A 12379-nucleotide genomic window follows, 5' to 3' on the forward strand; every position below is an offset into this window, starting at 1 on the left:
GAGCTTGCTTGGCCGTCGCCCGCGCGACGGCCTTTTTTTCATTCCATCCTCCCCGTCCTTCGCTACTCCGCGCCGCCGTAGTATGCGAAACTGCTTGTCATGAATGACAATCGCGTTGCGCCGCCAGCCGGAAATGCCCTAACGATGAAAAGCCGCCTCCCTCTCGCCGCGCTGGCCGCCGCCAGCCTGTTCGCGACAACCCACGCACGCGCCGACGAAGGCGGAGTCAGCTTCTGGCTCCCGGGCCAAATCGGCACCTTCGCCGCCGTCCGGAACGACCCCGGCTGGTCGTGGACCTTCAGCGGCTACCACGCCTACGCCAATTCTGACACCCGCAAGCGGAACAAAAACGGGCGGGTGCGGGACAGCGCCCTGAGCACGCCCAGCGATACCCTGTTCATCGCGCCCGCCTACACCTTCGCCGCGCCGGTGGCCGGCGCGCAGGCCGCGCTCTCTCTGACCGGGCTGTACGGCCGCACCGACGTCTACGACAATGAGTCCGTCACCTCGGCGCGCGGTCGGACCCGTTCCGCCAGCAGCGACGACAGCCGCTCAGGCATAGGCGACCTGTACCCGATGGCGACGCTGAAATGGACGCTGGGCAGCCACAACTACCTGGCTTACGCGACGATAGGCGTGCCGACAGGCGACTATGACGTCAACCGCGCCGCCAACCTCGGCCTCAACCACTGGTCGTACGACGCCGGCGGCGGCTACACCTATCTCAACGAGAGCAGCGGCACCGAGTTTTCAGCCGTGCTGGGCCTGACCCTCAATCAGAAAAATCCGGACACCGGCTACCGCAATGGCGCCGATGCCCATCTGGACGTGTCGCTGTCGCAGTTTCTGAACGAGGATTTCCACATCGGCTTGGTCGGTTACGCCTACCACCAGCTCAACAACGACTCCGCGCCCGGCATCGCCAACAAGAACCTGAAATCGCAGGTGGCCGCCCTGGGGCCCCAGGCCGGTTATTTCTTCAAGGTGGGCAAGAACAAGTGGTACGCCAATCTGAAGGCCTACGATGAATTCGACGCCAAGAACCGCACCGCCGGCTGGAATGCTTGGCTGTCGCTGTTCGTGCCAATTTGATTGCCCAGCGCATGGGCAAGCGCGAGCCTGTCGGGCTATCACGCTCCCGTCTTCATTCCGCAGGCCCCCGCATAGGGAAGAATGGCTTCCCAGGCTTTCCGCCAATGTTGGCCCAAGCCCTCGGAATGCCAGCTCCGCCCGCAGACTTGTCCCCCTCTGGCAAACACATGGCAAAAACCTGCAACCTCCAAATGAAAGCCTGTAGCCAATGACGCCTTCCCCGCCAGACTTCACTACCCTGAATGAAACAGAACTGGCTCGCCTTGACGCTCTCCTCGACAGCGCTAATGAGAAATGGCCGTCGTTCTACGCGAATCGGCAACGCCCCTGCCCCTTCTTCGTCGACGCGCCGGACGAAAACCTCGCAGGCTGGCTGGATGCTGGCCGCATTGCGCCGGGACTAGCCATAGACCTGGGCTGCGGCCACGGCCGCAACGCCTTGCACCTGGCCGGCAAGGGATTTCGCGTTCGGGCCGTGGACTTCTCCGAATCCGCCATCGCCTGGGCCCGCGAGCGCGTCGCCGCCAGCGGGCAGCGCGTCGAAATCATCCAGGCCTCGGTATTCGAGTTTCCATTCGAGGAAGGTACGGCCGATCTGGTCTACGACGGCGGCTGCTTCCATCACCTCGCTCCGCATCGCCGCCATCAATACATGGCGCGCGTCGCCCGCATGCTGAGACCGGGCGGTCATTTCGGCCTGGTGTGCTTCGCGCCGTCGGGCGGCAGCGGATTCAACGACGCCGAGGTATACGAGAAAAACAGCCTGGGCGGCGGGCTGGGGTACGACGAACGGCGCTTGCGCGAGTTATGGTCGCCATGGCTGGAAATAGAGACCATCGCGCCGATGCGGGAGATGCCCGCATCCAGCCAGCTGTTCGGCAAGGACTTTCTGATGACGATGCTGGCGCGCAAAAAATAGGGCGGAAGCCCGGCGATATCGGGCTTCCGCCGCTGTTTGCAACTACGCCCCGGCTCACTCCAGCCGGAACCGCCCTATCATCTTGTCCTGCTCGGCCACGTCGGCTGCAGTGTCGTTGCAGTGCTGCAGCTGCACCTGGGCCGCGTCGCTGACGCGTTGGCCGATGTGCTGGATATTGCCGGCACTGTCGTTTATTTCCTGCGTCATCCGGCTCTGGCGGTCGACCGCGCCTGCGATCTCGCCGTTCTTGGCGTTGATGTCGGAAATCACGTCCTGGATGCGCAGCAGCATCTCGCTGATCTGCTCGGCGTCCTTCACAGTGCTGCTGGCGCGCTCGCGGCTTTCATCCATCTTCTGCCTCGCCTCCCCGACCCCGCGCTGCAACTGCTCTATCATGGTGCGGATCTCCTGCGTCGCCTGCTGAGTCTGCGACGCCAGCTTGCGCACCTCGTCCGCCACCACCGCGAAGCCGCGCCCCATCTCCCCGGCCCGCGCCGCCTCGATCGCAGCGTTCAAGGCCAGCAGATTGGTTTGCTCGGCCACGCCGGTGATCACCCGGACGATGGACTCGATGTTCTTGCTGAACTCGGCCAGCTCGTTCATCGAGCGGGAGGTTTCATCCAGCGTGTCGGCCAGACGGCGTATCGACTGGCTGGATTGGGTCACCAGCGACACCCGGCTGCCGGTCTCCTCATGCGCCAGCCGCGCGGACTCGGCCACCGCGCCGGCGCTGGACGTCATCTCTCCGGCGGCTTCGGCCATCTGGCGGATGGCCGCCACCAATTGCTCCAGCTCCTGCTGCAGCCGGCTGGCCTCGCCGCTGCTCTGACGCGCCTCTCCGGCGCTTTGTTCGGCACCCTGGGAAACCCGGGTCGCGATCTGGCGGATATCGCCGATCAGCCGCTGCAGATAGGCGATGAAACGGTTCAGCTCCCGCGCCACTTCGCCGAACTCGTCATTGGACGATTCGTCTACGCGGCGGGTCAGGTCGCCGTTGCCGCTGTTGAGCTCGGCCAGCGACAACTTCAGCTGCTGCAACGGGCGGCGCAGTATTTGCTGCATCAGCGTGCTCAATATCGCCATGCTCAGCACCACGCCGATCACCGCGCCCCAGAAGCCGCGCCAGCCTATCTGCCTGGCTTCGGCCATCACCTTGTCCTCGTCCAGCACCACCCCCACCAGCCACTTGGCCGGCTGCAGACGGTCCAGCGGGTGGAAGGCCACCATTAGCCGCTTGCCCCCGACCTCGAGCTCCTGCACTTTGTCATCCAGCGTAGGCGCGGTGCCGCCGAACAGCTCGGCGACGCTCTTACCGTTCAGCTTGGCGTCGGGATGGCTGATGATCTTGCCGTCGGACGACAGCAGAAAGGCGTAGCCCGCGCCGTTGAACGTAGCGGTATTCAGCGCGTCCGACACCGACTTCAGGCTCAAATCGCCGCCGAAAGCGCCTTTGAACGCGCCCTTGTCGGTCAGCTTGGCCACCACCGAAATCAGGATCTCGCCGGACGCGGCGTCAGGGTAGGGGTCGGTCAGGCCGACCCCGGCGGCGGCCTTGGCCACCGGGTACCACGGCCGCTTACGGGCGTCCCAGGTCGGCGGCGGATTCCACGACGAATCGTTGGAGATCTTCTTGCCGTCGGTATCCAGCCCGCCGAAGATCAGCTTGAATTCCTTCTTCAGCATCGGGCGCTGGAACACTTCCAAGATGCGCTCGCCGCTGAAATTGGAATCTATGGTCTCCGACATCAGCTGGATTTGCGCCAACTTGCCGTTCAGCCAGTTGGCGATCTGCTCGGCCAGCACCTGGCTGGTCTGGACCACCTCCTGCTCCTTGCCGCTGCGTATGCTGTCGGCGACGCTCAGGTATTGCAGCCACGACAGCGTGGACAAGGTGGCGGCCAGCACCAGCGCGGAAATCAGGCCGGCTTTGTGAGCGATTTTCATGACAGGCTGCCTGGGGAAAGTGAGTATTTTCACCATAGCGCACCTGTACATACGTCCAAGCCATCTTGTTCATTTTTTTACAAAAACCGCCCGACCAGCCCTGCTAGCCAAGCGACACCCGGCCCACCCGGTAAAGCTCGCGCGCGCCGCCTCCATCGGGCTCGAACGGGCGTCGCGACAAGCTCAGGCGGACCAAGGTCCAGCTCGCGGGATCGAAGGCTGCGGCGACAGCCAGCACATCCTCACCGCCGCGCCAGCCTTCCTGAACGTCTATCAGCGCACCCATGCCCGTCGAAGCCGCCATCGGCAGCTTCTCCACCATCGCATAGCGAGCCTCAGCCACGTCGCCGCTCCATTGGCCGAACCAGGCAAACGCGCTCTCCACCGCCGGCCTGCCAAACGACGCGCACAGCGCGGCAAAACCCGGGCCGGATAGGAAGTCGCGCATACCTTCGGAAGTTCGCCACAGGTAGAACGGCGCGTAGGCGTTCGCCGCCGCGCCATCCTCGCCCGCGCGGCTGTACAAATAGGCTTTGAGGCCCAGCCCCGGCAGACCGTCGGTCAGATGGCCGCGCTCGGCGATGCGGCGCTCGATGATTTCCATCGGATAATCGGCCGGCAGCGCGATCCGGTAGCGCATGGCTATCATGGCCGCAGTGCCTCCGGCGGCAATTGCGACGCCTGGCGGCCATGGCTGAACGACCAGTTGTCCATCTCGCCATCAATCAACACCACCATCAGATCGGCGGGCGCCAGGCCCGGCGACGCGCTCAAGCGTTCGGCCATCCTGGCATAGAGCGCCGCCTTGGCCTCTTTAGTCCGCGGCCGCCCCAGATGCAGCGTCACCAGCACGAAGTCGTCGGAACGCGGGCCGCCGCCGTAATCCGGATCGATGATCATCTCTTCGGCCTCATGCTGATGGATCACTTGGAAACGATCCTTGGGCGGCACGGCGATGCACTCCACCATGGCTTGATGAATGCCGTCGGCCAGCGCGCGCAGGTATTGCGGCGGCTTGCCTTTGCGCAGGGAAATGCGGGCATAGGGCATGGCGTTCTCCTTATTCAGCTTGCGGGGTCAAAACCGCGTCCAATTGCTCAAGCGCGGCGGTGGCGGATGGCCAGCCGACATAGAAGGCCAGGTGGGTCAGCAGCTCGCCCAGTTCTTCAGCGCTCAAGCCGTTCTCCAAGCCGCGGCGCAAGTGGAAGTCCAGCGCATGCGGCCGGGCTTGGCCGATCAGGGCGGCAATGGTGGCCAGGCTGCGTTCGCGCGGACTCAAGCCCGGCCGCCGCCAGACATCGTCGAACAAGACCTGGCTGGTCAATTCCGCCAGTTTGGGGGCCAGCCGGGGCATGGCATTTCTGTGGGTAAACATTCCTGGCTCCTTGGATTGGGATGGCCATTGCACTGTAAACCAATCACACAATCCTTAAAATCAGATATATTTTTACAAATAGTTCCAAATTTCAGGATTATCATCATGAGACGAACTTTATTGGATCTGGACGTGCTGGCCAGCCTGGCCAGCGGCGTAGAGCTGGGCAGCTTCGCCCGCGCCGCCGACAGGCTGGGCCGCTCCACCTCTGCCGTCAGCGCCCAGATGAAAAAGCTGGAGGAGCAGGCCGGCGTGGCCATCCTGCGCAAGAGCGGCCGCGGCCTGGAGCTGACGCCCGCCGGCGAAGTGCTGCTGTCCTACGCCCGCCGGCTGCTGGAACTGAACGACGAGGCGGTGGAAGCGACGCGCGGCGCTTCGCTGGCCGGCTGCGTGCGCCTGGGCCTGGCCGAGGACTTCGGCGAGGGCCTGCTGCCGCAGGCGCTGGGGCGCTTCGCCCGCGCCTGTTCCGACGTCCGGGTGGAGATGCGGGTGGCCCGCAGCCAGGAATTGCAGCAGTTGGTGATGGCCGGGGAGCTGGATCTGGCGCTGGCTTGGGATTCAGGTCCACGCGCCCCGCACAGCGCCGCCATCGGCCGCTACGCCGTGCACTGGATTGGTCCGGCCAGCGGCCAGCTCGCGCCCGGCCCGCTTCCGCTGGCGCTGTTCGATCCGCCCTGCGTCATCCGCGCCCAGGCATGCGGCGCTCTGGACCGGGCTGGCCGCCCCTGGCGCATGGCGGCCAGCGGCAGCAGCTTGGCCGGACTGTGGTCGGCGGTGCGCGCCGGGCTGGGCGTCACCGCCCGCACCGCCATCCAGCTGCCGTCCGGCCTGCGGATACTGGACCCGGCCCTGCACGACCTGCCGCCTCTGCCCGCCATCGACCTGCTGCTGTGCCGCGCCGAATCCCGTCCCGCAGCCCCGGCGCAGCGGCTGCACGACATTCTGCTGGCGCAATTGACCGCCCCGGGTGTTGAAGCGGAGGCGCTTAACATCGATAATTAACGGTTTTTGAAGCGGAATTCGAAGCATGCCCGTGATCAGTCTCGTCGAACGGATCGACGCCCTGCTGCCCCAGACCCAGTGCGGACAATGCAGCCACGCCGGCTGCCGCCCGTACGCGGAAGCGCTGGCGGAAGGCCGCGACCCGATCAACCGCTGCCCGCCGGGCGGCGAGGACGGCATCCGGGCGCTGGCGGAGCTGCTGGGCCAGCCGGCCATCCCCTTCGACCCCGCCGGCCCGCAGCCCAAGCCGCGCGCGCTGGCCGTGATCCGCGAAGACAGCTGCATCGGCTGTACGCTGTGCATCCAGGCCTGTCCGGTGGACGCCATCGTCGGCGCGGCCAAGCAGATGCACACCGTGATCGCCGACGAATGCACCGGCTGCGAACTGTGCCTGGCGCCCTGTCCGGTCGATTGCATCGACCTCGTCCCGGTAGCCGATCCGGCCGACGGCGAACGCGAACGGGTGATGGCGCGCGCCGCCCTGGCTCGCAAGCGCTACGACGCCCGCCAGGCGCGCAAGGACCGCGACGCCGCCGACAAAGCCAAGCGCCTGGCCGAGCGCGCTGCGGTGGCCGCGCCCGCATCGTCTACCGCGCCTGCAGCCAGCCAGGCCCCCACAGCCGCCGCGAGCGCCGCCGACAAGAACGAGCTGATCCGCAAGGCGATGGAGCGCGCCAAGCAACAGGCGCCGGTGGCCGCCACCGCGTCCGCCGACAAGATGGCGGTGATACGCGCCGCGATGGAGCGCGCCGCCGCCATGAAGGCCGCCCAGCAAGAAGCAGACAAGGACAAAGAGTGAACGCCGCCACACGCCAAGAAATCTTCCGCCGCCTGCGCGACGACAACCCGCACCCGACCACCGAACTGGAATATACGACGCCGTTCGAGCTGCTGATCTCGGTGCTGCTGTCGGCCCAGGCGACCGACGTCGGCGTCAACAAGGCGACGCGCCGGCTGTACCCGGTGGCCAACACTCCAACCGCGATGCTGGCGCTGGGCGAGGAAGGCCTGACCGAATACATCAAGACCATAGGCCTGTACAAGACCAAGGCCAGGAACGTGATCGCCACCTGCAGGCTGCTGCTGGAAAAACACGGCGGCGAGGTGCCGCAGACGCGCGAGGCGCTGGAGGCCCTGCCCGGGGTCGGCCGCAAGACCGCCAACGTGGTGCTCAACACCGCCTTCGGCCAGCCCACCATCGCGGTGGACACCCATATCTTCCGCGTGTCCAACCGCACCCGCATCGCGCCGGGCAAGGACGTGCGCGAGGTGGAGGACAAGCTGGAGCGTTTCGTGCCCGCCGAATTCAAGCTGGACGCGCATCACTGGCTGATCCTGCTGGGGCGCTACGTATGCAAGGCCAGGAAGCCGGAATGCCACCGCTGCGTGATCGCGGACCTCTGCGAATACCCGGCAAAACCGTTATGATAAAAATAGAGTCGAAATTCGATATCGATGACAGAAAACGGCTTGTATATTCCACAGTTCGCCCCAATATGCCTTTTCGAATCAGCCAGCTACCAAGAGGATTGCCTGTGACAACGAGTCTTCGCATCATGGCCGGCGCCCTGCTCGCGGCGTCGTTACTGTCCGGCTGCGACAGGATCGAGCAGTTTGTCAAAGGCAGCAGCCAGCCAGCCCCCGTCGCCATTCCTGCCCAGCAGGACGGCCGCGTAGCCATGCTGCTGCCCGACTTCACTCAGCTGGTCAGCCGCGACGGCCCGGCCGTGGTCAACATCCAGGCCACCCGCGAAGGCGGCGGAGCCGCTCCGCAGCAAAGCGGCAACATGCCCTTCCCAGTGCCGGAAGACGACCCGCTGTACGACTTCTTCCGCCGCTTCATGCCCAATCAGCCGCCCCAGCAGGAGCAAGGACCGGAGGAAAGCGTGTCCTACGGCTCCGGCTTCATCATCAGCAGCGACGGCTTCATCCTGACCAATGCCCACGTGGTGGCCGACGGCGGCCAGATTCGCGTCACGCTGACCGACAAGCGCGAACTGCGCGCCAAGCTGATGGGCCTGGACAAGCGCAGCGACGTCGCGCTGCTGAAGGTGGCCGCGGCCGACCTGCCGGTGGCCAAGATAGGCAACCCGGCCGATCTCAAGGTAGGCGAATGGGTGGCCGCCATCGGCGCGCCGTTCGGCTTCGACAACACCGTCACCGCCGGCATCGTCTCCGCCAAAGGCCGCAGCCTGCCGGACGAGACGCTGGTGCCCTTCATCCAGACCGACGTGGCGATCAACCCCGGCAACTCCGGCGGCCCGCTGTTCAACTTGCGCGGCGAAGTGGTCGGCATCAACTCGCAGATCTACAGCCGCTCCGGCGGCTTCATGGGCATTTCCTTCGCCATTCCCATCGATTTGGCGATGCAGGTGGCCGACCAGCTGAAGACCAAGGGCAAGGTCAGCCGCGGCCAGTTGGGCGTCAACATTCAGGAAGTGACCCAGGAGCTGGCGCAATCGTTCGGCCTGCAGCGCCCGTCCGGCGCGCTGGTGGTGCGCGTCGATCCCAAGGGTCCTGCCGCCAAGGCCGGCCTGCAAGCCGGCGACATCATCCTGAAGCTCAACAACCAGTCCATCGACAGCTCCAAGGACCTGCCGATGCTGGTGGGCTCGCTGGGCCCCGGCACCAAGATCAAGCTGGTGGTGTGGCGCAAGGGCTTCGAGAAGACGATGGAAGCCACGCTGGTGGAACAGGCGCCGGAGCCGGGCAACACCACGAAGCCGGCCAGCGACAACTCGCCGCAGGGCTACCAATTCGGCAAGCTGGGCCTGACGCTGAGCGAGCTGACGACCGACCAGCGCGCCGACCTCGGCATCCGTGGCGGCCTGCTGATCCAGAAATCGCAAGGCCCGGCCGCGCGCTCCGGCCTGATGCCCGGCGACATCATCCTGGGGCTGAACCAGAACGACATCACCAGCATCAACGCCTTCGAAAAAGCGCTGGCCGGCGCCGGCGGCCACGCCGCGCTGCTGGTGCGCCGCGGCGAGGCGGTGCTCTACATCGCGCTGCGCACCGACTGAGCCTTGCCCCGCTCCGACGGAAAACGCCGCCTTCCGGGCGGCGTTTTTTTGTCCATCGCAAACCGTCTATAAATCCGGCATGACAAACGCTTTCCGCCGAGCGCGGAGGGAGGATGCGATGGGCAAGCTGCGCGTAGCCTGCTTTTCCCTGTCCATAGACGGTTTCGGCGCGGGACCGGCGCAAAGCCTCGACCACCCGCTGGGCATCGGCGGCATGGCGCTGCACCAGTGGGCGTTCGCCACCGCCGCCTTCCAGCGCCTGCACGGCGGCGGCATAGGCGGCGAGACTGGAGTGGACAATGGCTTCATCGAACGGGGTTTCGACAATGTCGGCGCATGGATATTGGGACGCAATATGTTCGGCCCGCTGCGCGGGCCATGGCCGGATCTGGAATGGAAGGGGTGGTGGGGCGAGGAGCCGCCCTACCACACGCAAGTGTTCGTGCTGACCCATCATCCACGCCCCACTCTCGTCATGAAGGGTGGAACGACTTTCCACTTCGTATCCGATGGCGTCCTCTCGGCCCTGGAGCGGGCCCGCAAAGCGGCCGGCGGCCGGGACGTGAGGCTGGGCGGCGGCGTCGACGCGGTGCGGCAATACCTGCGCGCCGGCCTGATCGACGAGCTGCACCTGGCCATCGCGCCCACGCTGCTGGGAAGCGGCGAAGCCTTGTTCGCCGGGCTGGATCTTCCCGCGCTCGGCTACCAGTGCGAGGAGCTAGTGCCGGGCGAGCGGGCCTCCCACCTGCTGCTGCGCCGACTCTGCGAGCCAGCCTGAGGCGGAAACAAAAAGCGGAGCCCATGGGCTCCGCTTTATCCGAACACTGCCCGGATCAGGCCGGATTGTGCAACAACGAGTTGCGCCGCGAGTACCCGAAGTACACCACCAGGCCGATGATCAGCCAGGCGGCGAAGCAGGTCCAGGTCAACAGCGACAGCTGGGTCATCAGGAAGCCGCAGCACAGGATGGCCAGCGCCGGGATGGTAGGCACCGCCGGGCAGACGAACTTGCGCGGCAGGTCCGGCTCGCGCTTGCGCAGCACGATCACCGACAGCGCGATCAGCGCGAACGCCGCCAGCGTGCCGATGTTCACCAGCTCGGCCAGCGTGTGCAGAGGCACAAAGCCCGCCAGCAGCGCGATGATGGTGCCGATCAGCCAGGTGGCCTTGTATGGGGTGCCATACTTCGGGTTCACCTCGGAGAAGATCTTGGGCAGCAGGCCGTCGCGGCTCATCGCGAACAGGATGCGGGTCTGGCCGTAGGTCATCACCAGGATCACCGTCATCATGCCCAGGATGGCGCCCAGATCGACGAAGCCCGCGAACCAGTCCAGCTTGGCCACTTGCAGCGCCAGCGACACCGGGTGGTCGACGCCGGCGAACTGCATATAGGGCACGATGCCGGTCATGATGGCGGCCACCACCACGTACAGGATAGAGCACACCGCCAGCGACCAGATCACGCCGCGCGGAATGTCCTTGGCCGGGTTCTTCACTTCTTCAGCCGCGCAGGTGACCGCGTCGAAGCCGATGAAGCTGAAGAACACGATGGCCGCGCCGTGGAACACGCCGGAGAAGCCGAACGGCAGCGCCGGCTCCCAGTTGGCAGGCTTCACGTGCCACACCCCGATGGCGATGAACAGCACCACCACCGCCACCTTGATCAGCACCACGATGTTGTTGACGCGCTTGGATTCCTTGATGCCGAAGGCCAGCAGCGCGGTGATGATCATCGCGATGCAAAAGGCCGGCAGATTGAACAAGGTTTCCTTGCCCGGCACCGAGCCGGCGGCGGCGGTGAGCGCCTGCGGCAGCGTGACGCCGAAACCGGACAGCAGGCTCTGGAAGTAGCCGGACCAGCCGACCGACACCGCCGACGAGGCCAGCAGGTATTCCAGCAGCAGGTCCCAGCCTATGATCCAGGCGATCAGTTCGCCCAGCGTGGCGTAAGCGTAGGTGTAGGTGGAGCCGGAAATCGGCAGCATGGAAGCGAATTCGGCATAGCACATCGCCGCGAAGCCGCAGGCGAAGGCGCTGATGACGAAGGAAAGCACCAGGCCGGGGCCGGCGATGGTGGCGCCGGTGCCGGTGAGCACGAAAATCCCGGTGCCGATGATGGCGCCGATGCCCAGCATGGTAAGGTCGAACGCGGAGAGCTCTTTTCTCAATCCGCGCGAAGTCTGAGCGGCGGCCAACATGCCTTGCACGCTCTTCTTGCGCATCAAACTCATTGTCTACTATCCCGTATCTTGCCCGCACCGGCCCGCGCCGCCGTACATGGCGGCGGCGCTGAAACGACAAGACGCCCGCGGTCCAGGCGGGCGCCTCATACTCGGATTCGGCTGTTGTGATCTGATTTGTCCCTCTGCGGCTGCCCTGTCTTGTCTGCCATGTGCAGGCCATGCTCGCGGAGGCCATCGATACTACCGCAGGAGGCTGCGGTCACAATACGGGAAAACACCAATAGCTTACAAGAAAATAATCAATAGTCATAATAAAAACCAATCACGGCAGCGGCATCCTGTCCACCAGCCTGCGGACGGCCTGCTCCAGCTTGGCGCGGCGGTTGTCGCCATCGCCCAGCCGCTCCCGGCCGCTCCACAATACCGCGCCATCCTCGCCCTTCACCGTCAGGCTGAGCTCGGCCCACTGCTCCAGCCGGTACGGCGGCTGCCGCCAGTAACCGTCGTAACGCCAATCCATCGGTTGATCCACCCACTGCTGCCGCTGCTCCTCGGCGAAACACAGCCGCCAGCCCGGCGGCGGCCCCTCCTCCAGCCCGCGCAGCGCCAGCCTGGCGGCCAGCCAGCCATGCCAGTCGGCGCCGTCGCCGTCGGGCAGACACTCCAGCCGGACGCGAGGCGCCGATGCCGCGGAGTCGCCGATATCCGCCCAGGCCAAGCCGGAAACCAACAGCAAGGCGGCCAAACCGCCCGTCAGCAAACCGCTCATCGCCCTCTCCCGATATTTCGTCATGCCAGACAGACTCCCCCCAAACGACAAAGTGCCGCGACTCTCGCCGCG

At 65.5% G+C, this 12379-nt stretch carries 13 protein-coding genes; 7 read left to right on the top strand and 6 right to left on the bottom strand.

Annotated features, from left to right (window positions below; genetic code table 11):
- Nucleotides 1–144: 144 nt before the first annotated feature.
- Together LQR33_RS00200 and LQR33_RS00205 are read left to right on the top strand one after the other, a co-directional pair.
- Nucleotides 145–1092 (top strand): SphA family protein, encoded by a 948-nt coding sequence (locus LQR33_RS00200; RefSeq protein WP_166438051.1) that lies wholly within the window; start codon nucleotides 145–147, stop codon nucleotides 1090–1092.
- Between the two features lie 208 nt (nucleotides 1093–1300).
- Entirely contained in the window at nucleotides 1301–2011 is a 711-nt protein-coding gene (locus tag LQR33_RS00205; RefSeq protein WP_231466952.1) for a class I SAM-dependent methyltransferase, read from the top strand.
- Nucleotides 2012–2065: 54 nt separating this feature from the next.
- Here the strand turns inward: LQR33_RS00205 and LQR33_RS00210 are convergent, their stop codons facing one another.
- The 4 genes from LQR33_RS00210 to LQR33_RS00225 all read right to left on the bottom strand — a co-directional run bounded on the left by LQR33_RS00210 (nucleotide 2066) and on the right by LQR33_RS00225 (nucleotide 5330).
- The gene (locus LQR33_RS00210) at nucleotides 2066–3955 is read right to left on the bottom strand and encodes a methyl-accepting chemotaxis protein (RefSeq protein WP_221663569.1); all 1890 of its coding nucleotides are present in this window, start codon (nucleotides 3953–3955) and stop codon (nucleotides 2066–2068) included.
- Nucleotides 3956–4058: 103 nt separating this feature from the next.
- Nucleotides 4059–4604 carry a DUF4865 family protein gene (locus tag LQR33_RS00215; protein ID WP_166438048.1) on the bottom strand — a complete coding sequence of 182 codons (546 nt, stop codon included), beginning with the start codon at nucleotides 4602–4604 and terminating at the stop codon, nucleotides 4059–4061.
- Complete coding sequence (locus LQR33_RS00220) at nucleotides 4601–5005, bottom strand: tautomerase family protein (protein WP_166438047.1); 405 nt, start codon at nucleotides 5003–5005, stop codon at nucleotides 4601–4603. The genes LQR33_RS00215 and LQR33_RS00220 overlap by 4 nt, the downstream gene beginning before the upstream one ends.
- 10 nt (nucleotides 5006–5015) lie before the next feature.
- Complete coding sequence (locus LQR33_RS00225) at nucleotides 5016–5330, bottom strand: carboxymuconolactone decarboxylase family protein (RefSeq protein ID WP_166438046.1); 315 nt, start codon at nucleotides 5328–5330, stop codon at nucleotides 5016–5018.
- Nucleotides 5331–5435: 105 nt separating this feature from the next.
- Here LQR33_RS00225 and LQR33_RS00230 point away from each other — a divergent pair, with 105 nt between their 5' ends.
- The 5 genes from LQR33_RS00230 to LQR33_RS00250 all read left to right on the top strand — a co-directional run bounded on the left by LQR33_RS00230 (nucleotide 5436) and on the right by LQR33_RS00250 (nucleotide 10133).
- Nucleotides 5436–6332, top strand: a complete 897-nt coding sequence (locus tag LQR33_RS00230) for a LysR substrate-binding domain-containing protein (RefSeq protein WP_166438045.1) — start codon at nucleotides 5436–5438, stop codon at nucleotides 6330–6332.
- Between the two features lie 25 nt (nucleotides 6333–6357).
- On the top strand, nucleotides 6358–7131 hold the full coding sequence (rsxB, locus tag LQR33_RS00235; protein ID WP_221669046.1) for an electron transport complex subunit RsxB: 774 nt from the start codon (nucleotides 6358–6360) through the stop codon (nucleotides 7129–7131).
- Nucleotides 7128–7760 (top strand): endonuclease III, encoded by a 633-nt coding sequence (gene nth, locus LQR33_RS00240; RefSeq protein WP_166438043.1) that lies wholly within the window; start codon nucleotides 7128–7130, stop codon nucleotides 7758–7760. Before rsxB ends, nth begins: the two co-directional genes overlap by 4 nt.
- Nucleotides 7761–7888: 128 nt before the next feature.
- Nucleotides 7889–9355, top strand: a complete 1467-nt coding sequence (locus LQR33_RS00245) for a DegQ family serine endoprotease (RefSeq protein ID WP_166438164.1) — start codon at nucleotides 7889–7891, stop codon at nucleotides 9353–9355.
- 118 nt (nucleotides 9356–9473) lie between these two features.
- On the top strand, nucleotides 9474–10133 hold the full coding sequence (locus LQR33_RS00250) for a dihydrofolate reductase family protein (RefSeq protein ID WP_231466954.1): 660 nt from the start codon (nucleotides 9474–9476) through the stop codon (nucleotides 10131–10133).
- Nucleotides 10134–10188: 55 nt separating this feature from the next.
- Here the strand turns inward: LQR33_RS00250 and LQR33_RS00255 are convergent, their stop codons facing one another.
- Together LQR33_RS00255 and LQR33_RS00260 are read right to left on the bottom strand one after the other, a co-directional pair.
- A complete protein-coding gene (locus LQR33_RS00255; protein WP_021476537.1) occupies nucleotides 10189–11586 on the bottom strand; it encodes an amino acid permease in 1398 nt (465 codons plus the stop codon).
- Between the two features lie 274 nt (nucleotides 11587–11860).
- Nucleotides 11861–12307 (bottom strand): hypothetical protein, encoded by a 447-nt coding sequence (locus tag LQR33_RS00260; protein WP_166438041.1) that lies wholly within the window; start codon nucleotides 12305–12307, stop codon nucleotides 11861–11863.
- Nucleotides 12308–12379: the final 72 nt, after the last annotated feature.

It is taken from the genome of Chromobacterium piscinae, from assembly GCF_021129175.1.
Lineage (GTDB): Bacteria > Pseudomonadota > Gammaproteobacteria > Burkholderiales > Chromobacteriaceae > Chromobacterium > Chromobacterium piscinae.